At 30.7% G+C, this 25,150-nt stretch carries 20 protein-coding genes; 14 read left to right on the top strand and 6 right to left on the bottom strand.

What is annotated here, in order from left to right:
- The coding region (locus tag RWL85_RS02370; protein WP_314084490.1) for an LPXTG cell wall anchor domain-containing protein at positions 1–4,484 on the top strand (4,484 nt) is incomplete at its 5' end.
- A 337-nt stretch (positions 4,485–4,821) separates the two neighbouring features.
- Here the strand turns inward: RWL85_RS02370 and RWL85_RS02365 are convergent.
- Positions 4,822–5,655, bottom strand: a complete 834-nt coding sequence (locus tag RWL85_RS02365; RefSeq protein ID WP_314084487.1) for a YwqG family protein — start codon at positions 5,653–5,655, stop codon at positions 4,822–4,824.
- Between the two features lie 187 nt (positions 5,656–5,842).
- On the opposite strand from RWL85_RS02365, the gene RWL85_RS02360 reads away from it, so the two are divergent.
- From RWL85_RS02360 to RWL85_RS02330, 7 genes are all read left to right on the top strand, one after another.
- Positions 5,843–6,343 (top strand): hypothetical protein, encoded by a 501-nt coding sequence (locus tag RWL85_RS02360; RefSeq protein ID WP_314084484.1) that lies wholly within the window; start codon positions 5,843–5,845, stop codon positions 6,341–6,343.
- A gap of 461 nt (positions 6,344–6,804) precedes the next feature.
- Positions 6,805–7,659 carry a diacylglycerol kinase family protein gene (locus RWL85_RS02355; protein WP_314084482.1) on the top strand — a complete coding sequence of 285 codons (855 nt, stop codon included), beginning with the start codon at positions 6,805–6,807 and terminating at the stop codon, positions 7,657–7,659.
- Positions 7,660–7,662: 3 nt separating this feature from the next.
- Complete coding sequence (locus RWL85_RS02350; RefSeq protein WP_314084479.1) at positions 7,663–9,132, top strand: LCP family protein; 1,470 nt, start codon at positions 7,663–7,665, stop codon at positions 9,130–9,132.
- Positions 9,133–9,253: 121 nt separating this feature from the next.
- Positions 9,254–9,919, top strand: coding sequence for a Wzz/FepE/Etk N-terminal domain-containing protein (locus RWL85_RS02345; protein ID WP_314084477.1), 666 nt, complete (start codon positions 9,254–9,256; stop codon positions 9,917–9,919).
- A gap of 9 nt (positions 9,920–9,928) precedes the next feature.
- Complete coding sequence (locus RWL85_RS02340) at positions 9,929–10,558, top strand: polysaccharide biosynthesis tyrosine autokinase (protein ID WP_314084474.1); 630 nt, start codon at positions 9,929–9,931, stop codon at positions 10,556–10,558.
- A 659-nt stretch (positions 10,559–11,217) separates the two neighbouring features.
- Positions 11,218–12,372 (top strand): hypothetical protein, encoded by a 1,155-nt coding sequence (locus RWL85_RS02335; protein ID WP_314084471.1) that lies wholly within the window; start codon positions 11,218–11,220, stop codon positions 12,370–12,372.
- Positions 12,366–13,397: a hypothetical protein gene (locus RWL85_RS02330; protein WP_314084468.1), complete on the top strand. Its 1,032-nt coding sequence runs from the start codon at positions 12,366–12,368 to the stop codon at positions 13,395–13,397. The genes RWL85_RS02335 and RWL85_RS02330 overlap by 7 nt, the downstream gene beginning before the upstream one ends.
- A 149-nt stretch (positions 13,398–13,546) precedes the next feature.
- Here RWL85_RS02330 and RWL85_RS02325 read toward each other — a convergent pair whose 3' ends face one another.
- Entirely contained in the window at positions 13,547–14,758 is a 1,212-nt protein-coding gene (locus RWL85_RS02325; protein WP_314084465.1) for a Fic family protein, read from the bottom strand.
- Between the two features lie 75 nt (positions 14,759–14,833).
- Here RWL85_RS02325 and RWL85_RS02320 point away from each other — a divergent pair, with 75 nt between their 5' ends.
- Positions 14,834–15,079 carry a hypothetical protein gene (locus RWL85_RS02320; protein WP_314084462.1) on the top strand — a complete coding sequence of 82 codons (246 nt, stop codon included), beginning with the start codon at positions 14,834–14,836 and terminating at the stop codon, positions 15,077–15,079.
- A gap of 86 nt (positions 15,080–15,165) precedes the next feature.
- Here RWL85_RS02320 and RWL85_RS02315 read toward each other — a convergent pair whose 3' ends face one another.
- The 3 genes from RWL85_RS02315 to RWL85_RS02305 are packed head-to-tail and all read right to left on the bottom strand — an operon-like array spanning position 15,166 to position 17,243.
- The gene (locus tag RWL85_RS02315) at positions 15,166–15,738 is read right to left on the bottom strand and encodes a CYTH domain-containing protein (protein WP_314084459.1); all 573 of its coding nucleotides are present in this window, start codon (positions 15,736–15,738) and stop codon (positions 15,166–15,168) included.
- Positions 15,735–16,295 (bottom strand): class I SAM-dependent methyltransferase, encoded by a 561-nt coding sequence (locus RWL85_RS02310; RefSeq protein WP_314084454.1) that lies wholly within the window; start codon positions 16,293–16,295, stop codon positions 15,735–15,737. Before RWL85_RS02310 ends, RWL85_RS02315 begins: the two co-directional genes overlap by 4 nt.
- Before the next feature lie 18 nt (positions 16,296–16,313).
- Positions 16,314–17,243, bottom strand: a complete 930-nt coding sequence (locus RWL85_RS02305; RefSeq protein WP_314084451.1) for an SAM-dependent methyltransferase — start codon at positions 17,241–17,243, stop codon at positions 16,314–16,316.
- A 576-nt stretch (positions 17,244–17,819) separates the two neighbouring features.
- Here RWL85_RS02305 and RWL85_RS02300 point away from each other — a divergent pair.
- The 5 genes from RWL85_RS02300 to RWL85_RS02280 all read left to right on the top strand — a co-directional run bounded on the left by RWL85_RS02300 (position 17,820) and on the right by RWL85_RS02280 (position 23,484).
- The gene (locus RWL85_RS02300) at positions 17,820–18,101 is read left to right on the top strand and encodes a DUF6110 family protein (RefSeq protein WP_274460090.1); all 282 of its coding nucleotides are present in this window, start codon (positions 17,820–17,822) and stop codon (positions 18,099–18,101) included.
- A gap of 1 nt (position 18,102) precedes the next feature.
- Complete coding sequence (locus RWL85_RS02295; RefSeq protein WP_314084445.1) at positions 18,103–20,157, top strand: heavy metal translocating P-type ATPase; 2,055 nt, start codon at positions 18,103–18,105, stop codon at positions 20,155–20,157.
- Between the two features lie 414 nt (positions 20,158–20,571).
- Complete coding sequence (locus RWL85_RS02290; RefSeq protein ID WP_314084442.1) at positions 20,572–21,297, top strand: Fic family protein; 726 nt, start codon at positions 20,572–20,574, stop codon at positions 21,295–21,297.
- A 167-nt stretch (positions 21,298–21,464) separates the two neighbouring features.
- Positions 21,465–22,556, top strand: a complete 1,092-nt coding sequence (locus tag RWL85_RS02285; protein WP_314084439.1) for a hypothetical protein — start codon at positions 21,465–21,467, stop codon at positions 22,554–22,556.
- A gap of 1 nt (position 22,557) precedes the next feature.
- Positions 22,558–23,484 (top strand): helix-hairpin-helix domain-containing protein, encoded by a 927-nt coding sequence (locus tag RWL85_RS02280; protein ID WP_314084436.1) that lies wholly within the window; start codon positions 22,558–22,560, stop codon positions 23,482–23,484.
- A gap of 141 nt (positions 23,485–23,625) precedes the next feature.
- Here RWL85_RS02280 and RWL85_RS02275 read toward each other — a convergent pair whose 3' ends face one another.
- A complete protein-coding gene (locus RWL85_RS02275; RefSeq protein WP_314084433.1) occupies positions 23,626–24,663 on the bottom strand; it encodes an acyltransferase family protein in 1,038 nt (345 codons plus the stop codon).
- Between the last annotated feature and the right edge of the window lie 487 nt (positions 24,664–25,150).

The raw sequence follows: 25,150 nt of genomic DNA, 5'->3' as shown, positions 1-25,150 counted from the left end.
CTCCAGCTGAAAAAGATGCAATCAAAGCAGCTGTAGCAAAAGTAAATCCAGAAAACACAACAGTAGTTGTAGATGACAAAGGAAATGCAACAGTAACAACACCAGAAGGTAAAACTGAAGTAATTCCAGCATCAGATCTAGTAAAAACTGCAAAAGAAGCTGAAGGTGCAAACGCAGGAAACAACATCAACAAACCAGCTGATAAAGTTTCGGCAACACCAGCAGACTTGACTGGAGACAAGAAAGACGAAGTTAAAGCTAAAATTCAAAAAGCAGTAGAGTCAGTAAACCCAGGTGCAACTGTATTTGTAGACGATAAAGGAAACGCAACAGTCACAACACCAGACGGTAAGACAGCAACAATCCCAGTTGAAGACTTACTGAAAGATCCAGCAGCTAAAGAAACTCCATCAGCAGGAAACAAAGTAAACACTCCAGCTGAAAAAGCACTTGTAGATCCAGCGGTATTGAATGATCCAAATGCAACATTACCAAAAGAAGTTAAGGATAAAATTAAGGAAGCTGTAGAATCAGTAAATCCAGGAGCAACAGTAGTAGTAGACGACAAAGGAAATGCGACAGTAACTGTAACAAATCCAGATGGAACTAAGGCTACAGCAACAATCCCAGCTTCTGATTTAGTGAAATCAAATGCTAAAGAAGATTTAGAAAATGCAGCTAAACAAGATGCGATTAAGAAACCTATTGATCAAACAGTAGTTGCAGATAAAAATGCTTTAACAGAGCCAGAAAAAGAAGCCATTAAAGCTAAGGTTCAAGAAGTAAATCCAGGAGCAACAGTAGTAGTTGATGCTAATGGAAATGCAACAGTCACAACTCCAGAAGGAAAAACAGCAGTAATTCCAGCGGATGATTTAGTGAAAACTGCAGATGAAGTGTTAACTGATCCAAAAGCAGGTAACGTAATTAATAAACCAGCTGATAGAGAATTAGTGGCAGATAAAGATCACTTAACTCCTGACGATATCCAAGCAATCAAAGATAGAGTTGCAGAAGTTAATCCAGGATCAACAGTATTCGTAGATGACAAAGGAAATGCAACAGTCACAACGAAAGATGGACAAACTGCAACAATTCCAGTAAATGATTTAGTGAAGACTGAAGCTGATAAGAATACAGCGAATGCTGGTAACAAAGTAAATACACCAGCAGATAAAGTATTAGTGAAAGACCCAGCTAAATTAACTGCTGAAGAAGTTAAAGAGATTGAGAAGAAAATCAAAGAAGTCAATCCAGAAGCTGAGGTAGTATTTGATGATAAAGGAAATGCTACAGTTAAGACTAAAGAAGGTAACATTGCAACAATTCCAGCAGCAGATTTAGTTAAACCGAAAGCAGATTTACAAGACCCAGCTAAACAAGATGCAGTTAAGAAACCAGCGGATAAAACTTTAGTGAAAGATCCAGATGCACTAACTAAAGAAGAGAAAGATGCAATCGCAGCTAAAGTTAAAGAAGTTAACCCACCAGCAGATGGAACAACTGTATTCGTAGATGACAAAGGAAATGCAACAGTAACAACTAAAGACGGTAAGACTGTAGTCATTCCGAAAGATGATTTAGTGAAAACTGAAGCAGAAGCTGCTAACGAGAAAGCTGGAAACAACATTAACAAACCAGCAGATAAGACTGTAGTAGCAAAACCAGATGCTCTAACTGATGCTGAGAAGAAAGCAATCGAAGCTAAAGTTAAAGCAGTAAATCCAGATGCTAAAGCAGTATTTGTAGATGACAAAGGAAATGCAACAGTTACATTGAAAGATGGTAAATCAGCAACAATTCCAGCAACTGATTTAGTGAAATCACCAGAAGACGTAACTAAACCAAATGCTACAAACAAAGTGAATACACCAGCTGATAAAGTAGTTGTAAAAGATCCAGATACTTTAACAGATACTGATAAAGAAGCTATCACTAAGAAAATTCAAGAAGTGAATCCAGAAGCTAAAGTAGTATTTGATAAATATGGAAATGCAACAGTAACTACGAAAGATGGAGCGGTAGCAACCATTCCAGCAAAAGATTTAGTGAAAACAGAAGCAGATGCAGCTAAACCAGAAGCAGGAAACAATGTGAACAAACCAGCTGATAAGGCTGTAGTAGCAAATCCAGAACAACTGACAGATGCAGAAAAAGAAGCTGTTAAGAAAGCTGTAGAAGCAGTAAATCCAGGTTCAACTGTAGTAGTAGACGATAAAGGAAATGCAACAGTAACAACTAAAGATGGTAAGACAGCGGTAATTCCAGCGTCAGACTTAACAAAGACAGAAGCGCAAGCTAAAGAGCCAAACGCAGGAAACGACGTAGTTAAACCAGCAGATAAGACTGTAGTAGCAAATCCAGACTCATTGACACAAGATGAGAAAAATGCAATTGCGACTAAAGTTAATGCAGTAAATCCAGGTTCAACTGTAGTAGTAGACGACAAAGGAAATGCAACAGTTACATTAGAAAACGGTAAGACAGCGGTAATTCCAGCGAAAGACTTAACGAAGAATGCAGATGCAGAAAATGCACCAAAAGCAGGGAATGAAATTGTTAAACCAGCTTCTAAGACAAAAGTAGCAAATCCAGATTCATTAACACAAGATGAGAAAGATGCAATCGCAGCTAAAGTTAAAGCAGTAAACCCAGGTTCAACTGTAGTAGTAGACGATAAAGGAAACGCAACAGTAACATTAGAAAATGGTAATACAGCAGTCATCCCAGCATCAGATTTAACAAAATCTGAAAAAGATGTGAATGATGGAAAAGCTAAAGACAACGCAGTTACACCAGCTTCTAAGACAAAAGTAGCGAACCCTGAGAAATTAACTGACGCTGAGAAGAAAGCAATCGCAGACAAAGTTAAAGCAGCAAATCCAGGTGCTGAAGTTGTAGTAGATGACAAAGGAAATGCAACAGTAGTCAAAGATGGTAATGTTTCAGTTATCCCATCAACAGACTTAGTTAAAGTTGAAGATGATGCTACGAAACCAAATGGTGGTAACGATGCAAACACACCAGCAGCTAAGACTGTAGTAAAAGATCCAGCTAACTTAACAGATGAAGAAAAAGCAAAAGTTAAGAAAGCTGTAGAAGCAGTCAACCCAGATTCAACTGTAGTAGTAGACGATAAAGGAAACGCAACAGTAACGAAAGGTGACGGAACAGTTCTTAATATCCCATCAACAGACTTAGTAATCCCTGCAGAAAACTTAGCTGATGAAGCAACAAATGCTAAAGTGAAAACACCAGCATTCCGTACATTAGTTGGAGATAAAGAAAACTTAACAGACGCAGAAAAAGAAGCAGTTAAGAAAGCAATTGAAGCAGTAAACCCAGGAGCAACTGTAGTAGTAGATGAAAAAGGAAACGCAACAGTAACATTACCAGACGGTTTTACGGCAACAATTTCTAAAGAACAACTAGTGAAAGATAAAGAAGATACTAAAGGTAAACATCGTGGAGATAATCTTGAACTTGACTTAAGTAAAGTAACAGTAACTGATCTTAAGAATATTACTCCAGAAGAAAAAGCGAAATTCCAATTCATGATTCTGGGAGCTATTACTGGTGTTGAAGAATTCGACATTAGCACTCTAGAGAAATCAACTGATGATAAAGGAAATACAGTTTACGCATCTAAAGATGGTAAAGTGAAAATTACTATTGATAAAGATGGTAATGCAACAATCGAAAAAGATGGTAAGAAAGAATTAGCTGTTACTATTGACAAAGAAGGAAATGTAACAATCGTTACAAAAGAAGGTCAAGTATTAGCAATTCCAAGAGATGATGCTTTCAGACAAAAAGAAACACCAAAATTACCAGAAAAAGTTGTAGTAGTTAACAAAACAAACTTAACAGATGAAGAAAAAGCAGCTGTTAAAGAAGCATTGATTAAAGAAAATCCAAAACTTAAAGATGCTAACATTACAATTTCAGCAACAGGAGAAGCGACAATCGTTTACCCAGATGGACAAAAAGTGGTAATTCCAGCAGATAAATTAGTAGAAGAAAAATTATCTGACTCTAATGGAAATGCAGAATTAGATATTAACTTACCAGAAAAAGTTGCAGTAGGTGATGTGAATAACCTTACAGACGCAGAAAAAGCAGCTGTTAAAGAAGCATTAATCAAAGCAAATCCAAAACTTAAAGATGCTAAGATCACAATCTCAGCAAAAGGGGAAGCAACAATCGTTTACCCAGATGGAAAAGTAGTAGTAATCCCAGCAGCTAACCTAGTAGTAGCTAAAGGTGCTAATAACAATACAGGAACTAATGCAGGTGCAGGAACTAATGCAAATGTAGGTGCTAAAGCAACAGATGTAGATTCTAAAGATAAAGATGTAAATGTTAAAGCAGGACAACGCCTAGCAAATACAGGTGCAACTGAAACTAATACTGGATTAGCAGGATTAGGATTAGGAATCTTAGGTGGATTACTTGCAGCAGCAAGACGTCGTAAAGAAAAATAATAAAAGATTTTAATAAAAGCGTAAGGCTTTAATAAAATAAAAAATAGCATCCTCAAAATTATTGAGGGTGCTATTTTAGTTGATAAACAAGGTGTAAAGTAAGTTAATACGAATATCTCACAGTTTTGGTTAACATAAATGCAGAGTAACCTTAGTATATAGTTTTGATTTACATAAACGCCGAGCAATCTTAGTACATAATTCTAGTCGACATACGTTTTAATTCACACTTTAACCTAATGATATTCAATAATTTATTAAAAATAAATTTCTTAAGAACAGCTATTTTCTTACATGATTTTTCGAGAGTTATCCTAGTTGTTACTTAAACGAATTATTAGAAAGAATCCCAGTTGAATAGAACATCGTTAAAATCTAGTATTTTTAATTTTTCACTATCAATGAAGAAGTTTGCTACCCCAGAATCTCCCCACATAATCTCATATTCATTAGAATCGGTACTCCACATGCTTTCTATTTGCAGTAGCATAACGTTATAAGCACAAGTATCATCAGGATTTCTAGGATCCCATTGAGTAAATGTAGGATAAGCTCCAATAGCATGTTGAACACCTTCAAAAGCTTTAAATAAAGTGCTGTAGACATCGTTTTCTAAATCATCATATAAATCGTTAATCTGTTCATTAGGGAACAAATCCTGAATTGTTTTAAGTGCAATATCTTCGAAGTGACAATCAGTTGAAGTAATAGTAGACACTCCCTTTTCAAATGTTAAAGAAAAAGAAGCATTTTTACCTTTAAAAGGAGAATGCTCGTCATTATTATTTTCATCTAAAATATCATACTTTTTTAAAATATCTATTTCAGACACAGACTCATCGATATTAGCAATATATTTAACACAATAAGAATCCCTATTATCCAAACCAAAATTACTATCTCTAGAAATCCAAAATTGAAGCAAGCCAACCTTAGGATAAAGATTATTCTCAGGCAATCCACTGCAATTAATCTGAGCTAATAATGCAAGCTGATTATTAGCAGAATCTACAGGAATAGTATCATCATTAGCAACATACGGAACCCCTCCAAACTTACTAGAAAAAATCCCCGTCTTATCGCTTGCCTCAGCAAAAATACGAATATATTCCCGTGTATTATTATTTCTAATTATCTCAATAACCTCATTAATATTATCGCGACTAATCATAAAAATCCTCCAGAACAAGTTTAATCATTACAGATATTATAACACGAAGTACAACAGATCCACAAAAAAGGTGGTTTTTAAATAAAAATAAAAATGTATGAAAATATTTATTATTTATGTAAATAAGTATTACTTAACTATATTTTGTGATATAATTTAATTATAACATTAACATAAGGAGAATAGAATGAAACCATTCAGCAGAAAAATTGAAAAAATATTAGCGTGGATTGCTAATGTAATTATGATATTAGTAACTGGGTTAATATCTCTTGCGGCATTTTCGGGACAATTAGAAGGGGTCTTGCAACAACCGCAACTTTCATTTGCTATTAGTTCGTTAGCGATGGAACAAGAAGTAGCTATGGTGTTATCTACATCTGGTATGTCAATAACAACATTTCTAGTATTAGTGGTAAAAATATATGCTATTACGGCGATTGTGACACTAGTTTTAGCTTTAATAGCTTCGTTTGTTATGAAAGCAAGAATCGTATCAGGAATTTTATTCCTAATTAGTGCAGGGATAGTAGCATTAATGACGGTAGGTATTCTAATTCCTGTATATTTACTATATTTTGTAGTAGCTATTATGCTTTTTGTTAGAAAAGCTCCAAAACAGGAAGACTTTACAGATTTTACAACTACAACAGAAAAACCAGTCGTAGATAAAATCGAATATTTATAGACTAAGTTTACAATCTATAAAGATAAAAATGTTTTAATTAATATCCTATTGGTACATGAGGTGCCGATAGGATATTTCTCATCTGTGAACGATTAGTAGAAATAATGTAAAAGAGTTGTGAATCATATTTATATAATCGCTGTAAGATACAAGTTAAGGTGCTGCCCCAAAAGTACTAGATTTTAAAAGTAGTTCACATGAGAACTCATAGACGCAGTGGTTTATTGATATCTAGATTCGTTTTATAAAAACTTTTTAGATATCTAACAAATTGTGCGAGGGTGACTAAACAAAATCTTGTTTCTATGAAATCACAATTTTTGAGTCACTCCCTCTTTCATACGTTTAAAACGCTTGAAAATATTGTCTTTTGTCGCTTTGTTGAATAGTCAATTTTTTGCTTAAAAAGTAGTTTTGTTGTATAATTAATAAGATAAAGTATTTTTGTGTAGGATCCAAATATGATTGAGATAATAGTGAATTCTAGAAGTAAGAGTAGCCTTATTGAACTAAAAAAGATTGAAGAAATGCTAAGTAGAAAGAATTTGTCGTATAGAGTACTTAAAACATCGAGAAACAAGACTGCTTGTGATCTTATGGATGAAGTGATAGGAGATAATCTTATCGTCATTGGTGGTGATGGAACGATTAATGAAGTAATAAATAACTATCATGGTAAGGAGTTTGTTTATTTAGCGTATGGCTCTGGTAATGATCTTGCTAGATCTTTGAAGTTTGATAGAAATAGTATAGACATAGATAAATTGTTGAATTCCAAAGAAATAGATGACTATACTGTTGGCGTTGTTAATGACAAGAAGTTCTGTTCAGGTTTTGATTTAGGTTTTAATGCTGATATTATAAAAAGTGCTAATAGCTCTAAGTTTAAGAAATATTTAGGTAAGAGAATCTATCTGCTTGAAGGGGTTCTAGGTATTCTAAAACTTAGAAAATACAAAGCGGAGATATGTTGGGATAATAATAAGATAAATACGGAAAAATTGTACTTATTAAATGTAATGATTCAGCCTTATGAAGGAGGAGGGATAAAGTTCGCTCCAAATGCAACAGGTAAAAGTGATGAGTTGCATGTCATGATAATGAAAGATATGAGCATCTTAACATTTATTTATAATTATTTATGCCTGCTTTTAAATAAACATTATAATCTAAAAAATGTTGATTTGATAACTACGAACAGATTAACAGTCACAACGAATCAAGAATACTTTCAGATTGATGGAGAATTAGTAAAAAATAGCGATAGCTTAGAACTTAGTTGCATAAGTAATTTTTATAAGTTAAAGAGGATGTAAGTAATGGGAAGGAATTCACGTAGGCGAAAAAGAGTAGTTGATAGAAACATAGGCATATTTGAAATAGTCAATGGATTATTGACTATTTTATTGATTATATTAGGTGGTCTAGTTAGCTGGACAATGCTGAAATATGATTTCCTGAATTTTAGGGAAATAAATTATGTGATATTCGCAATTATACTATTCTTTATATTTTTAGCTGGAATCTTAGTGATTAAGAAAAAAGCAAAAATATTCAATGTCATTATGTTAGTTATTCTGAATATTACATTAGTTTTTTCTTATGTGCAGTTTAGAACTGCAATTGGTCTATTTGATGATATAAATGATAAGGCGATGATAAGCGAATATACTATGAGTGTAGTAGTATTGAAAAATGATGAGGCTTCAAAGTTTGAGGATTTAAAGGGTGAAGATATATCTGCTCCGGTATCATTAGATGGCGAAAATATTAACAAGCTTATGAAAGAAATTCGTGACAAAGGCTACCAAGGATTGGAGCTTGCTGAGACGAAAAACTATATGTCATCATATGAACAGCTTATCTCTGGAACAAGTAGAGCGATGGTTCTTAATAGTTCGTTTGAGGGATTAATAAGAGGGAAATATGCCGATTTCAGAGAAAATACAAAAAAAATATTTGAATACAAGATTACTAAAAAGATAGATTTGAAAACAAGTGTGAATATTGGAGATACCTTCAATGTTTATGTGAGTGGAATTGATACGTTTGGAGAAGTGGAGAGTGTAAGTCGCTCGGATGTTAATATTATTATGACAATAAATAAAAAAACTGGGAAAATATTATTAACGACAACTCCAAGGGATTCTTATGTACCGATAGCAGATGATGGTAATAATGAGTATGACAAGCTTACTCATGCTGGTCTTTATGGTGTAGAGTCTTCTATTCATACACTTGAAAATCTTTATGGTATTAAATTAGACTACTATGCTAGGCTAAACTTCACATCATTTTTAAGATTAATAGATTTAGTCGGTGGTGTCGATGTTTATAATGATCAGACCTTTATATCAGAGTATGGTGGTTATAGTTTTGAACCTGGTATGGTACATTTAGATGCAGACAAGGCTTTAGGTTTTGTACGTGAACGTTATAATCTTCTTGAAGGAGATAATGACCGTGGAAAAAATCAGGAAAAAGTTATTGCAGCAATAGTGAAGAAAATGACTACTAAAGATACTTTGAAAAATTATAGAGCAGTAATCAAAGAACTAAGTGAGTCTATTCAGACCAATATGCCGATTGAAACAGTGATGGGACTAGCTAATGAACAATTAAGCTCTAATAGAGATTATAATATCTCATCACAAGCGCTTAGCGGTACAGGAAGCTTAGGATTACCATCATATGCAATGCCGGGGGCAAACCTATATATGATGCAAATTGATGAGCAAAGTCTAAAACAAGTTAAAAATAATATAAAAGAAGTACTAGAAGAGAAATAGTGCTAATAATTATTTTAAAATAATAAAGCACAAAGGGACAATTTGTGATAAAATATAACAGAAGATAAAGCTAAAAAAGCGAAAATAAAATAAGAATTATAACGAGAGGAAAATTGATAAGATGAAGGGTAAGGAAAAAGTTGTAAGACAGTCAAAAGGTCCACTACTGTTGAAAAGAACGTGGGAGAAAAAAATATTAATTTTATTAATTACGTTCTTATGTACGGCTGGATCGTTAGCGTATAGTATATTTGTAGTAACACCTAGGTACGACTCAACAGCGAAGATAAGTGTAACGAGCTCAAAAGGAGAAAGTACGTTACTAGAAAAAGATTATAAAGAAATTGTATTAGATGATGAACTTCTAGCTGAAGCGGCAGAAAAAAGTGATGCCGGGTATACAGTTAAGCAATTAAAGAACAAGGTATCTGTTGAAGTACCAAAAAACACGAAAGTTGTTTCTATCACAGTTAGAGATAAAGATCCGCAAGTTGCTAGTGAATTGGCTGACTCTGTAAGAGAATTAGCTGTTACAAAAATTAAAGAGATGGCAAAATCAGAAGATGTAAGTACTCTAGAAGATGCTGAAGTTCCAAGAGTACCAAGTTTTCCAAATATACCTTTATATGCATTACTAGCGACTGCAATAGGTTTTGTATTATCATTAATTGGTGCAGTAGCATTTGAATTATTAGATGATAGAATTAAGAGTCCAGAAGATGTAGAAAAAGGTATGGATGTAGTACTTTTAGGAGTAATTCCAGAGATAAATTTAGGAAAGAAATAGGAAGATGAAATGGCACAGATAAATTTATTAACAAATAAGACTATTATAAATGATGAGAGTGAAGAATATTTCAATGCACTACGTACAAATATTCAAGCTTTAAGCGGAAATAAAAAAGTAATTATGGTATCATCTGTTTTAGAAGGTGAAGGGAAAACTATGACTGCGGTGAATTTAGCCGTATCATTTGCTGAGTTAGGATTTAAAACTATGCTAGTTGACGCGAATACTCGTAATTCAAGTATGCCAGGATACTTCAAATTCAAAAGCAATATTTGTGGGCTTACAAATTATTTAACAGGGACCGATCCTATTGAGGATACTATATATGAATCTGATGTAAAAAATCTAAATATTATTCCAGCAGGAGTAAAAGCGAAAAGTCCAACTGAAATATTACAAAATAAAAACTATAATATCATGATAGAGGTTTTCAAAGAGTACTATGATATAGTGATTATAGATACTCCATCGGTAGGAGACGTAATTGATGCAGCAGTAGTAGCGAAGAGCGCAGATGGATTCATAATGGTTGCCGAAGCGAATCGTGTGAAGAAAAAAGAACTAGAACATAGCATAGCACAAATTGAAAAAGTTGGTTCAAAATGCATCGGTGTAGTTTTAAATAAATTCTACTAAAAAAATGGGGATGACCTAAAAATCCTAAACTAAAAAAGTATATATTATAACTCATAGACGCAGTGGTTTATTGATATCTAAATTTACTTTATAAAAGCTTTTAGATATCTAATAAACTTTGCGGGAGTGACTCGACAAAATTGATTTCTTCGAAATCACGATTTTTGAGTCAGTCTCTTGATAGTTATAAGATGTATAATTATATTCGGAGTATGGAAAAAGAATCCAGCTCCGAATGTTTTTTGTTAAATGAGGAGGAGATGTAAGTTACGCCATAAGTGTAAATTTCTCCTCTTCGAATCGATTGACAACAAAAGAAGGTATGTGTTAAAATATAGTTAAGTGAATTGGACGATTATATTCACATGAGATCACGAAAAGTAACTGAATTGCGCTTCAGTTGCTTTTTTTATATTAAATAAAAAATATGATAATAATTGTTTCTTAAATTTTATTACATAAAGATGTAGAATTTTTATGATGTACATTATTAATAATCTATATTATTTTATTTATATAATTATAAAGTTTGTATTACATCTAATTTTGATGTAAAATTAAGTTGAAAGAGTAGTGAATTTTATAAAAATCTTTTCACATAAGATAATTATAAAAATCTCTGTAATTTTTAAATGATTATAGTAAAGGAAGGAGAAACAATGGATAACAAAAAAATTATAAAATTTCCTGTAGGTAGAGAAGAGTTTGCAACGGAGAAGGATAGAAGATACCAAAATTATGAAACTGACAAAAATTATATGGAAATTGAATTTTCTTCTAAGCAGGTTGAAGAGGATTTTGCGGAATCAATGAGGATTTTTGGTGAATGTATTAAAAATATAGACAGCTCTGATTGTGCTTCTTATCTTGAAAAAGCAATAGCGCTATCTAAATATAATGTAGATGCTAGAGTATTTGAAATATTTACTAGAGATATCTCAGAGTTTGAAGTTGAGCATGCGCTAATACAATTAAAAGATGAGGCATATAGGTTTGAAGAAGGGTTTATTCAAACTAGCAAGATTCCTATAAATTTTCTACATTTTAAAGTTTGTAACCACTTAGCTGATTTTTATATTAGTAATAAACTTTATAATAAAATTAGTAAAATATATTTAAATCCTTATATATTTTTTGAGATGGATGACGAGTTTGTAATGCCGATGTATTACAATTACATACTTTCTAGTCTTATTTTGAATAATTTTGAGGAGACAAATCGTTGTTATAAAATTGCTCATAGACATGATAAAAACGATGATGAGGTTATTTTGTTATCAAAAGTTTTTTATCACCTGATGCAAGGAGAAGAAAAAGAAGCGATCGCATTCTACAACAAAGCTATTAAAAAAAATAAATATATTTTAGATGTCTTAGACAGAATAGCTAATCCGAATTTGATTAAATTTAGCACGGATAGTGATGAAAAGTATGTTGAGGCTCTTAGAATAGTTATGAAATTCGATTATTTCTTTAGTAAAGAATATTATTTTGATTTCTTTATGCACATAAGAGAAAGCGAATATGTAATTGGTGATAATTTGGATAAGTATGCACAACGTAAGGAAGTTACAGTCGCCGAAATGAAACGAGATAGATCGTTTATGGCGATTAGAGATACGGAATTAAAAATCATGCATGAGAATTTTTTATTAACAAAAGAAGATTTCTTGAAAATCACGAAGTCTGAATTTCTTAAAATAAAAGGCTTAGGAAAAGGAACTATTCGAAACTTACATTTGAATGGTGTAATGTTTGCTGATGATAGTGAGTTTGATATCCAGATGGAACTTATGGAGGATGACTTATGGTAAAACGTGATAGAGAATTTGAAATATTGCTTAAAGATTTTTTAAGAACGGAAGGCAAGAACTTTTCTAGTAAGGAAGAGGCTATCGAAGTATTTGAGCGACTTTATGAGCTGGTTGAAGAAGACTATGATGTAGATGCTCCCCTTGGAGATATTGTTGATACGATTGACGAAGGAGATATGAGTGCTGTCGATAAGCTAAATGCTCTACGTGAACTTCATGAGGAAAATAAAGATGCTTTAGAAAGAGCTATTATGCTAGGAGAGGATATCATATATTCAGATAATGATGAAGATACTGAACAGATGATATTAGTGGACATGCTTGCTGGGTATTATAGAGAAGCTGGAATGTATAATGAAGCTGCGAAACTTTATAAATTTATGTTGGCAGCCAGTCCATCTGATTTTTCAGAGGTTATAGATGAATTGACAAAAGTATATGTTCATTTAAACAGTGAAAGTCTGATGCAGAATCATATTGAGTGCTTTGATTATGAAAAGTCAGAAGTCACACTATTATTGCTAAGTATTTTTGGTATTAATCGCGGAAAGCTTGATGAAGCTCACTATTATATGACGAAGCTTAAAAAACTTAATGCTTATATTGGTAATATTTTCAAGGGTGGATTTAAAAAGATTTCAGATTACATAATAGGGGCACCGGAAAATGAGAAAGGTGCTAATAAGGAAAAAACTTTTGAGATTCATTATGCTGCTACCATAGCTGAAGAGTATTTGCTTAATAGATATCATTATGAAATATTAGAAAGCTTATACGAATCAGAGATGGAAAGAAGACAGTATCTGATTGTTGAAGGTCGATTTAATATTTCCAAGGAAATGATGAAAAAAGATCCTATTTTTGCAGGGATGGAAAGACAACTAAATAAGTTTATCAATGTCGAATTGTATAATAAAGAAATTATCGAGGAATATACAGAAAAAGAATTGAGAAAATTAGATGGCATAGGAGCTACAGTCGTTCAAAAATTAAAAGATAATGGTGCTAAGTTCAGAGAGGAATAAAAGATAGGATTTATATCTTAGTAGAACTTAACTGTCGAAAATTTGTATATATAAAAAGTGGAAAATTTGGGAAGAGGTAGTGACTCCAAAATCATGATTTCGAAGAAATAAGATTTTGGAGTCACTACCGATGTTTCTCAGATTTTTTATTATTCAAATATTTCAGATAAAAAAGCTTCACTAAGCGTATATATTTTTGGTTTTTTCTTAATTACTGTAATCTTATCTTCATTATCAGATAGATATTTATTTAGAGTTTTTGTAGTAATTTCAAGAATTTCTGCGAGTTCTCTATGAGTTATTAAATCATCTTTAGCACTAAATAAATGGCTTTGTAGAAGTATATATAATATATTTTTTAGCGTTTCATCGCTGATATTGTTATTAAGATAGTCCGTAGCTGTTGTCATTTTTTGTATATTTTCTGTTAAGAAAGATAGTATATGTTCTTGACCTGAAACTAAAAGCTCTGAGTTTTCTTTAACAAATAAAGTCATATCACCTTTGTTTAAGGGATGTGATGTTTTCTCAAAACTCTTATAGTATTTATTTTTATTTCTATTAATGCTATACGATAGAGTAATGGCTGTGTACTTATCTACTATACTAGTTAGAGAATTAGCAAGTAAGAATCTTCCTACACGACCATTCCCATCATAAAAGGGGTGGATATATTCAAAGAAATAATGAGAAATAAAAGTTTTATATAATTGAGGAAGTTTAGAGTCTTGTATAAATGTAATTAGATCAGACAATGCTCTTAATATATCTTCTTCTTTTTGTATCCCATGATGGATTATATCATTACCGGAATAAACTTTGACGCCATCTTTTCTAAAAATTTTTCCATCTAATTTATCCTTTTTATCTACTTCATCACTAACGAGTGTATCGTAAATCTTTCTGAAATCTAAAGGATCAGAGATAGTTATGTCCTTATATAAATAAGAATACAATTTAACTAAACCAAAGAATCGTTTTATATTAGGAGAATCACTTTTATTAGTTAAAGCAGCTGATATCTCTTTTTTAGAACTATGAACACTCTCGATTTCATTAGTACTTTGTAATTCATTGATAAGAAGTAAATTAAAGAATTTTTCTTGAGCTACTTTTGGCAGCATACTTTGTTTGGTAGTGATTTCCACACTATTATTGTAAATTTTTTCTAAAGTCAAAATTAAATCGATTGAATTATATATAAATAGTGGATACTCTTCTGATTTTCTTACCCCCTTAATAAACGGATTAATTTTAAGAGATGTAACAAAAGCTGATGGAGAATTAATTCTATTGTTATACTCGTTTTCTATATCAAAATTCATATGAAATAATTTTTCTAATGAATAATATTTATTCATACAAATCACCTACTTTAATCTATTTTTAATAATTATAGCATATTCAAAAAGGAAAAAATAGACAAAATTTCCATTTTGAGAATAGAAAATAAATTCAAAAAGGAAAAAACAGACAAAATTTCCATTTTGAGAATAGAAAATAAATTCAAAAAGGAAAAAACAGACAAAATTTCCATTTTGAGAATAGAAAATAAATTCAAAAAGGAAAAAATAGACAAAATTTCCATTTTGAGAATAGAAAATCAATTCAAAAAGGAAAAAATAGACAAAATTTCCATTTTGAGATTAGCTGAAGTAGTACAGCTTAATATAATGCCTTGATTAATATAAAAACCTCCTTTGTATATTTATCAAAACTAGTGTTTTTGAATAAAATACAAAGAGAGGTTATTTTGATATATTTTAGTTTATCGTTTTGAATATTCTACAGCACGAGCTATTTTAGGTTTTGCAGTATTTTTAGCAATATTGTTTTCTTCTAATAATTTCTCAAATGCAACTAATCCTGACTCATAATCTTTTGCCTCAAATTCTAACTCATAGTCGACTATATCGTTAATGAATGTTGTTTTGTCAAGCACTAATAAATTTTCATTTAAAGTCACTTCGTGTCTTAAAGTCTCGATTTTTTGGATAAATATAGGCGTTTTAATCCTTACATTCATACGCTCTAGCTCGGTTATAATCTCATTTGGTAAAACTGGCAGTACAGTTGGTTCTTTAGGATACTTTTCGTCAAGAGGAATATTTATTTCAACATTTTGAGTTTTTCCCTTTATCTTCAAAGTCATCTCGGTTTTCTTGTTAGTATACCGTATTCTAAGAGCTGCACCGATTTTTTTGAAGCTTTCATCTGCATCATCATAATAGAAATTTTTATTAATTATTTCTTCAGAATTCTTCAAATCATATTTTTCAAATAAGGTTAAGTACTGTTCTTCAGACAGTAAGTTTTTAAATTCTATTTCTATTTCTCTCATGAAATTTCCTTTCTTTTTTCAATAGCAATAATAAAGGGGGCGTTATTTTTTTGATTTATAAATTGATAAACTAGTACTTCAGCATCTTTTTGATCAAGATTTTGAAGTTCGGTTAATAGAGCTTCTTTTTCCACCTTGCCGTTTTCATGTCCCCAATACACAACAATGACAATTCTGCCACCAATCTCTAGTCGTAATAAAAACTTTTTAATAGTAGCAATTGTCGTCTCGGCTAGTGTGGTAATCTCATGATCTGCATTTGGTAAGTATCCTAGATTGAAGACAACAGCACGGATCTTTTCACTTATATATTTATCAAATTCAAAGTGTGAATCAAGAATAATTTTGCATTTATCCATTAGTTTGGCTTCTTCAATTAGCTTCGTAGTATTATCTATTGCCAGAGCTTGGATATCGAAGGCATATACTTTTTTAGCCGAAGTCTTAGCTAGAAACAATGTATCATTACCATTTCCAGCAGTAGCATCAACAACGACTGAATTTTTATCTATAACTTCTTTTAATAATTTTTTACTAAAAGTTAAAACTTTATCCATCTTATTATCCTTATAAAATTATTTTTCTCTATGTTTTTTCATTTCGTTAAGTATATCGTTTAGTTCGTAGTAGTTATCGCTTGCGATTGTAAAATCAAGTGATGTAGTGATAATTTCTGCTAACAACTTAGAATTATCACTTGTATAGTCTTCCTCCCGGTTTAAATTTGATTTAAGATCTGTGACAAGTTTTTCTAATTTATTTACTAAATCAGCTTCTGTAACATCATCGTTTTCATCGAATTCTTTAGTGTAATCTTTGATATTGAAGCTAAGCCCATCTTTTAGTGGTGCAATATATAAAGCACGTAGATTATTTACATCCTCACCAACAGCGGCAGAAAGCTCATGAAGGGGTGATGTGTAAATCTTCTCATCTACAGCACCTGCTTGCTCGATTACAGTAACCTCATGATCGTAAGGGTAAAATGACATAAGTTCATCCGAGACATTAGCTGCAGTTAAATCATCATAACACTGTGTAATAAGTAGATGTTGAAGCGGATTAACCTGTCTTAGCGTCTCAAGGGCAGTAGCATCTATAAGAGAAAAACCTTCTACTGGATCAAACTGTGCTGCATTAAAACAAGAATCTAAAAAGCTCTCACCACCAACGATTTTTACATCTTTATCACTATTTATAAGTAGTTGAGTAGTCAGTTCAGCAACCATTGGATGACCTGGAACAAGATACATAACATCGTTATTTTCAGCTTTCTCAACGATGTAGTTTGCTATGCTGTTATATGTATTCTCAAAGTTCTCATTTTCTGTGTAAAACTTATCGCAAGTCTCAAAAGAAATATTATTCTCCGCTAAGAAAGAAATCGCCGGATGCTCTTTAGTACGAGCAATAACTACAGCATTTTTATTGTTTAATAATAGTTGTTTAATATTCTCTTTAATATTTGAACTGTCATTAGGACCAAGCCCTATAATATAAATCATAATATGCTCCTTTTTTCTTATATTTAACAAATGATTTTTAATAAAAAATAATATAAAACATCTGTATAGTGCATTCTCTAACATAGCTATTATACCATAAATAACGTTTTGACTGATTAAAAAAATATATAAAAGAATATGAGAAGTAAGAAATATTAGTAATACAACATAAGTATTATCAAAAAATATCTAAAATATAAAAAACAATGATATATTCCACATTAATAAACAACTGTGTTCACTACAATTGAGAGAAGAAAAATGTATGAAGAGAGAAAAGTTGCACAAGGAAATATCATGAAAAAACAGAAAATTTAGCATTAAATTATTATAGCAAATCTGTAAATATTTGAAGTAAACCTTTAATTATATAAGATTTCAGAAGTAAGTATAAAATTATGAAAGTATTAAATTTTTGTCTATACAAGCAAAGTGGAAAGTAGTAATATTTTCGGAATAAAAAGTTATTATTAGATAAAGTTAAACAGTGTTATCCTTGATATATTAGCATTTACATATAAATTGCAAAATGATATAATATAATTATAATAATATATTTATAAGGAGGAATTGAATATGTCAATCAAAGTATTAAAAGTTGCAAAAGCAGCACTAAAAACACCAGGAGTATTTGCAGGAGGAGTAGCGTTTGGGACTTTCGGTCTTAAATTATTATCAAGCAAAGATGCTAAAAAAGGATACTCTGTTGTTTTATCAAAATTATATAAAGCAAAAGACGGAGTAGAGGGAACTGTTTCAAACATCAAACAACACGCTGATGATGTAGTAGCAGATGCTAAAGACTTATACGAAAAAGAAAAAAGAGAAAGCAATCTTCAAGAATTAGAGGAAAAATAAGATGAACTTTAAAATATTACATCTTTCTAGTGAAAGAGCGAGAATTAAATCAAGTTTTCGCATAACACCAGATGTAAAAGAATATTTTAAAAAACAAGCATCTAGAATTCAAAACATAAAAAAAGTAGACTTTTATCAAGATGAGTATACTTTTATTGTTATTTTTAATAAGGGAAGTAAAGACTGTCTACAACAATTTTTCAAATTGGTAGATAAACAAAAAGTAAGAAATTGTTATGAAAATCCAGTTGTAATAGCTGAGGAAACTCCTTATTCAATAATAATGGATGCTTTGTTTTGGCGTGGTATGTCTAAATTATTCGTGCCACTACCACTAAGAGCGGTTTATACTTGGTGGAAGGCATCAGGATATTTGAAAGACACATTGAAATTATTAGCGCGTAGACAAGTTACAATGGAGACACTTGATTCTGCAGCAATCCTTGTTTCATTAGCGACAGGAGCAAGAGAGACAGCAAGTTCTATTATGTTTATTCTAGAACTAGGTGAATCTCTAAACAATTGGTCGGAGAAGAAATCTGTAAAAGTATTAGAACAAAGTCTAACATCTATGGATAAAGAAATATGGCTTGTAGAAGAAGGTGGAACTAGAAAAGTAACTTGTTCAGAAGTGAAAAAAGATGATATAATCCTTGTTTCAGAAGGGAATGAAATTTTATTTGATGGTATTGTCATAAATGAAGGTGCGAGTGTTGATGAGAGTTCGTTAACAGGAGAGAGTTTCCCAGTAGTTAAATATGTCGGGGATAAAGTTTACTCTAATACCATAGTTGTTAACGGTGAGGTCAAACTAAAAGTTGAAAATCCTCAGGTTAATGGTCGTATTCATCATTTAATTCAATTGATGAAAGACTCAGAAAGTAGAGAAGACACATATCATTACAAATATATCAAATTAGCCGATAGCATCGTAAAATACAACTTCCTAGCAATGGGGCTAACATATTTATTTACGAGATCATTTGCTAAGGCGATGTCATTCTTGCTAGTTGATTATTCATGTGCATTGAAATTATCAACACCAGTAGCATACCTAACAACTATAAAAAATCTAATTGATAAAAAAATCGTCGTAAAAAATTCTGTAACTCTTGATAAATACGAGGATATCGATACATTTGTTTTTGATAAAACAGGAACAATTACAGTATCCAAACCATATATTCAAGAAGTATTACCATTTTATGAATATTCTTATGAAGAAGTCCTTAAAATTGGTGCATGTTTAGAAGAACATATTTACCATCCAATCGCAAGTGCTGTCGTAAGTAAGGCGGAAGAAGATGGAATTGAACATGAAGAAATGCACACAGAGCTATATCACATAGCATCAAAAGGAATAATCTCACATATCGATGGTGAGAAAGTTGTTATTGGAAGTAGACAATTATTAAAAGATGAGAATGTAGTTGTTACGGCGGAACAAGAACAAATCATAGCTGAAAAACAAGAACAATACAACCTATTATTCTTAGGATATAAAGAGAAATTAATCTCAATTTTCTGTGTGGATATTCCATTAAGAGATGAAGCAAATGCAGTGTTGACTGAACTTAAGAATAGAGGCAAAAAAGTTGTCTTATTGACAGGCGATAATGAAGTTAGAACGAAGAAAATCTTAAATGATGTATCTTTTGACGAGGTTCATACAAATATGACACCAGTTACGAAGTTTGAGTATATTAAGGGTGAAAAAGAACAGGGACGCCGAGTTCTAATGATAGGTGACGGTCTGAATGACTCGGCGGCATTATCAGAAAGTGATGTAAGTATCGTTATGAGCGAGAGTGCAGATCTTTCAAAACAAATAAGTGATGTCGTATTAAAATCAGATTCACTAAACTCGCTATTATTACTGTCAGATGTTTCTAAAACACTACGAGCTCAAATGAGTAATAACGTTAAGAGCACAGTATCAATTAATAGCTCATTAATATTCTTAGGATTAATAAACGTATTACCATCAAACTTATTAGCTTTACTGCACAACCTAACAACATTCAGTATTGTGTTGAAGAATTTTAATATTAAGTAGAGAAGATAAAAAGGTGTCAAGTTAATCATGTCGGGAAGAAGGTATCTCTTCTTTTGAATATGTAAACCAAATAATAATAAAAACAAAAAACTCGAATCTAGGATAACCTGGATTCGAGTTTTTTGCAGGTATAGGCAAAATATTTTGTTTGATTTAGATGTATTTTCATTAGAAAATAAATATATTTTAGAGTATAATGAGGATGAGCAAGATAATTAAGTAACAGGTTTAGTATAAAGTTTCATATTAAAATTATAGGGGGATAAGAAAATGGAACAAGTACGACATAAAGACGCACGACCAATAATGGATCTAGTTCCCATATTAGGGGAAATGGAGTAGAAGTGGTATTACTATTTGATTATATTAATATAAAGTGAAATTAATTACAGATTTTTTAAAGGAAGTGAAACAATGTTTGATAAGATTGATAAGTTACAGGAGAAAATAGCAAAGCTTAGACCTTTAAACAAGACTGAACTTGAAAAGCTAAGAGAAAACTTTATTATAGAGAATACTTATAACTCTAACGCTATTGAGGGAAATACTCTTACTTTAAGGGAAACGGCGTTAATATTGCAGCAAGGTATTACCATTCAAGGTAAAAAGGTACGTGAACATTTAGAGGTAATAGGATATAAGGATGCTTTTTATTATATTCTAGATATTGTTAACGAGTCATTGACAAAACAAGTTATAAAAGATATACATAGCTTGGTTTTAATGCATGATAGAGAGAATAAAGGAGTATTTAGACGTGTTAACGTTCAAATATTAGGTTCTAGCCATAAGACTAGTGAACCGCAAGAAATAGAAAGTAATATTGATAAATTATTAGTTAAATATGAAGCGTGGAAACAAGAACATCATATTATTAAAGCTATAGCATTGTTACATCTAGAATTTGAAAGTATACACCCGTTTATTGATGGAAACGGAAGAACAGGAAGACTAATTCTTAATTTTGAATTAATAAAACATGGATTGCTACCAGTAAATATTAAATTTACAGATAGGGAAAAATACTACACTAGTTTTGATGAGTATTATATAAATAGTAATGCTGATTATCTAACTGACTTAATAACGAATTATGAAGTTGAAGAACTTGAAAAGTATATTAGTATGATAGATTGTTAAAATAGATTATGAACAGTCAATAAATAGGGAGCGACTCAGAAACCGTGATTTCTTAAGGAATCACGGTTTTGAGTTGCTTCCATATAATCTTTCGTTAAAATTACGAAAAAATAATAATTCATGGTACAATATAACTAAAATGTTATAAAAAATTAAGAGGATGTATTATGGGTAAAAAAATAAGAAAATTTCCATCGATAAAAAAGAATAATAATTTCGTTTTGGATAGAGAAATAGAGCTGGTATATACAGAACTACAAGAAAATACTTTTAAGAATATCAAATTTATTAACAAAGAAGATCAATTAGATTTTAATGAATCGTTAAAACTTTTTGCTAATTTTATGGTGACAGGAGATAAGAAATTTATTGAAAAAGCACATCTAAAATCACCTTATAATATATTCGCTAATATGTATATGCTATCTGAACAACAAAAATCTCCTCTTGAAATAATAGAGGATATTGATGAGTTGAAATTTAAAACTGTAAAATATCCAATTGTAGGTAATCCTAATTTCAAGAATGATTTTAATAAGGTTGTAATTCAGCATTTGATTTCAATTTATCTTGATAATCAAATGTATAGTGCAATTCCTAACGCTAGTCTTATTTGGATAAATCTTGATAGAGGAGAGCTTAAACTTGATGGTATTTTAATGGATACTATTATAGCATATTTAAAAATTGATTCTGCAGATAGATTCTATAGGTTGTATAATGAATTATCACCTACCTCAAAATTAGACGAATTTGTTCAATTAGCTAAGATAATATTTGATATTAGAAGGTTGAATGATGAAGAGGTTGTAGAAACTATGGCGACTATAAAATACATTAATCCGAAAATTGAGAGATTACTAGATATTGTCTCTAATCAACAATTATTTAATAAAAACGAATTTAATAGATTGATACATAGTGAGACAAAGGTAGAACAATTAATTGAATTTATTATGGTTGATTATGTGATAGAGTATTTAATGTGGGTTAATTCTCGTATAAGAACCGGAAAACAATTAAATAAAAAAATTAAGGCAAGAAGTATATCTGTAGAAACGATGAAAAATGATTCGATTTTCAAAAATATTAGTTTTAAGGCGTTAAATGCTCTTAAAAAAGAGGGATTATTAAAAAAAGAGGATTTCTTAAACGTTACAGAAAAATATTTATTAAATGAAGTCGATAATGTAGGGAAGAAATCTATAAAACAATTAAAAGAAAATGGTGTAGAGTTTAAAAAGGAGGTAAGAAGTTAATATGAAAAATGAACAGGCAATCGAGTTATTAGGTCCAGATTGGGAAAAGGTTTCAGAAATTATATTAAAATATCATGAGGAGATAAATAATGAATTAGATAAACAGTCTACACTAACACAAGTAATTTATTTAGATAAAGCTATAAAAAATTTAAAATTTATTTTTAACTTAGCATCAGATATGAATGTTAATTTAGAGAAAACTGACTGGGGGAGAGCGGTATTAGATATTTTTTCAATATCTGCAAAAAAATTTAAAGAGGCTCATAAATATACAGATAGTTTGGAACTATTATTATTGATTTATTTAGTTAATCCAAGCAATAAGGCTTCAATAGCGTATGAGATAGCAGAACTGTGTGTAGAGTTAGGTAGGCATTTTATTTTTGAGGAATATTTCCATGACACCACAGATATAGAGCTGCTAATGGCAGGCACATTGTCAGCTATTATGGAAGGAGATGAAGAAGAAGCGAGGGTTTATTTCGAGAGATTACGAGAAGAACATCGTGACATAGCACTATTTTTCGAAAAAGACTTACTCTTTACCAATAATATAAAAAGAACTATTCCAAAAACATTAAAAAATAATGACGAATTTTTTAATATGTTGATGAGATATAAAGAATATTTACAGAGTGAGCATATTTATCATATCCTTAAATATTTCGCGAAAAATCCAGTGAATATACGAAAAATCAAAGAAGAGAAAGAAAAGATACAAAGCCAAAAAATGGGAATGGACAGATTTTTACAAAGTTTAGGTATCAACCGAAGTGATTATGCGTGGAATCTTGTGAATTTTGGAATTGGAACTAAAGATGATTTTAAGAACTATACTAAAAAAGAAGTTTTAAGCATAGATGGTATTGGACCGAAGACTATTGCGAAGTTAGAAGAAGCGGGTATAGAGTTTAAGGAAGTATAAAAAACAGAGAACAACAACTGGTTAGAATAAGTTTTTATCGGTTGATTAAAGGCATATATTGAGCAGAACCTCGAATCTAGGGAACTGGATTCGAGGTTTTTGCGGTGGGTAATAAAAAGACAGTCTCACAATAATGCGAAACTACCTTTTTACTAGTTTTATAGATTTTGAAAGTGTCGATAATATAATTCTTACGATAATAACAAGAATTATTGTAAGTATGAAGTTCAGGGCTACTACCACTGGAAATAGACTAAATCTTATAGTCGTATTAGTAATCTGATTTACAAAAGGATATGTAATATTATCCACAATATATGAAAGTAGGTAGGCTAGCAAGGTATTATTCGATACAAAAATGATGCTAGTCCTAAGTTTAGAATTCACGTTAATATCGAGATTAAGCAACCATGAAAAAATGCATGTTGTAATAATTACGATGAAGATGTTAATATGAAGTCCAGATTCAACATATATCTGAAATTTGTAATAAACTAGAGCTGACAATATACTTGTTATAGCAAGTAATTTTAATGTAAACTTAGAATTTCTATTTAATATATTTTTATTATATGAGAAACATACCCCTATAATATAATATAAAAGAGGCCATGTAAGGGACCACCAATTTGGCAAAATATAACCTAAGATAGAATATCTAATACCATAAAATAAATTTAATAAGGTAACTGGTATAGATATAGCTAATATAATATTTAACATTGCGTGCTTTCTAGTTATATCTGTCATATTTTTAAAAGATATATTAATAATAGGTGCGATTAACATTAGACCTACATACATATTAATATACCATCCGTAGTATTTATAATGTAAGATATTAATAAGAGTAGTTTTAAATAGAATAGTATTAATAGCATATTTATTATCTACTAGTGTTAAAATAAACATAGCAAATGAATACAGTAGGTAAATACGACCAATATTTAAATAATATTTTCTATTCCAAGTTTTATCCTTATTTAAATAACCAGTAACAACAATAAACAAAGGAACACATGTCATTGTAATATTACGTACAGTAACGAATGGTATACTAATAAGTGTATACTCTATAGAGTAAAATTTTGTGTATAGAAAAAAGTGTAAGCCAATAACTAGTAATAATGCAAGTGTTTTAATAATATCAATATTAATATTTCGTTTTGAAAAATTCATAATAAACCTCTAAGAAATTTGATTAGTAACAATATATCATAAAAAAATACAATAGTATAGTATAAGGAAAAGTAAAGTTAGATATAATTTGAAAAAAACTTTTAATTATAGTATTATACTAGTGTTATTAAATTTTGAGTATTATATTTTAAGGGAAGGGGGAAAGGTAAGTAGTGAAGAAAACTACATCGCTAATAATTTCAATTGTTATACCATTGTTAATTGTAGTGCTGTATAGATATTTATATGGATATATTTATCATGCTGTTGATGATGTTACAATTAATTATTCGATTTTAAATAAAGGATATATGTTACTTCCCTACATGGGAATAATATTAACTAAGATATTAGTAATATTACAGAGTTTATTTTCAAATATTAATATTTTCTTCGTTTTTTTAGTATCAGCGTATAGTATAAGCTTTTCATGTTTGTTTTATCTGATGAGAGATAGGAAATATAAAATAGTTCTATGGATAATAGT

This window comes from uncultured Gemella sp. (assembly GCF_963515875.1).
GTDB lineage: Bacteria > Bacillota > Bacilli > Staphylococcales > Gemellaceae > Gemella.
The sequence above is the reverse complement of the archived record's forward strand: the minus strand, read 5'-3'. Positions and strand labels throughout refer to the sequence as shown.

Coding starts and splice junctions, on each gene's coding strand:
- RWL85_RS02330 (WP_314084468.1), top strand. CDS start 12,366: ATGGTAAAACGTGATAGAGAATTTGAAATATTGCTTAAAGATTTTTTA.
- RWL85_RS02300 (WP_274460090.1), top strand. CDS start 17,820: ATGTCAATCAAAGTATTAAAAGTTGCAAAAGCAGCACTAAAAACACCA.
- RWL85_RS02365 (WP_314084487.1), bottom strand. CDS start 5,655: ATGATTAGTCGCGATAATATTAATGAGGTTATTGAGATAATTAGAAAT.
- RWL85_RS02310 (WP_314084454.1), bottom strand. CDS start 16,295: ATGGATAAAGTTTTAACTTTTAGTAAAAAATTATTAAAAGAAGTTATA.
- RWL85_RS02325 (WP_314084465.1), bottom strand. CDS start 14,758: ATGAATAAATATTATTCATTAGAAAAATTATTTCATATGAATTTTGAT.
- RWL85_RS02285 (WP_314084439.1), top strand. CDS start 21,465: ATGGGTAAAAAAATAAGAAAATTTCCATCGATAAAAAAGAATAATAAT.
- RWL85_RS02280 (WP_314084436.1), top strand. CDS start 22,558: ATGAAAAATGAACAGGCAATCGAGTTATTAGGTCCAGATTGGGAAAAG.
- RWL85_RS02305 (WP_314084451.1), bottom strand. CDS start 17,243: ATGATTTATATTATAGGGCTTGGTCCTAATGACAGTTCAAATATTAAA.
- RWL85_RS02355 (WP_314084482.1), top strand. CDS start 6,805: ATGATTGAGATAATAGTGAATTCTAGAAGTAAGAGTAGCCTTATTGAA.
- RWL85_RS02345 (WP_314084477.1), top strand. CDS start 9,254: ATGAAGGGTAAGGAAAAAGTTGTAAGACAGTCAAAAGGTCCACTACTG.
- RWL85_RS02275 (WP_314084433.1), bottom strand. CDS start 24,663: ATGAATTTTTCAAAACGAAATATTAATATTGATATTATTAAAACACTT.
- RWL85_RS02360 (WP_314084484.1), top strand. CDS start 5,843: ATGAAACCATTCAGCAGAAAAATTGAAAAAATATTAGCGTGGATTGCT.
- RWL85_RS02295 (WP_314084445.1), top strand. CDS start 18,103: ATGAACTTTAAAATATTACATCTTTCTAGTGAAAGAGCGAGAATTAAA.
- RWL85_RS02290 (WP_314084442.1), top strand. CDS start 20,572: ATGTTTGATAAGATTGATAAGTTACAGGAGAAAATAGCAAAGCTTAGA.
- RWL85_RS02335 (WP_314084471.1), top strand. CDS start 11,218: ATGGATAACAAAAAAATTATAAAATTTCCTGTAGGTAGAGAAGAGTTT.
- RWL85_RS02350 (WP_314084479.1), top strand. CDS start 7,663: ATGGGAAGGAATTCACGTAGGCGAAAAAGAGTAGTTGATAGAAACATA.
- RWL85_RS02315 (WP_314084459.1), bottom strand. CDS start 15,738: ATGAGAGAAATAGAAATAGAATTTAAAAACTTACTGTCTGAAGAACAG.
- RWL85_RS02340 (WP_314084474.1), top strand. CDS start 9,929: ATGGCACAGATAAATTTATTAACAAATAAGACTATTATAAATGATGAG.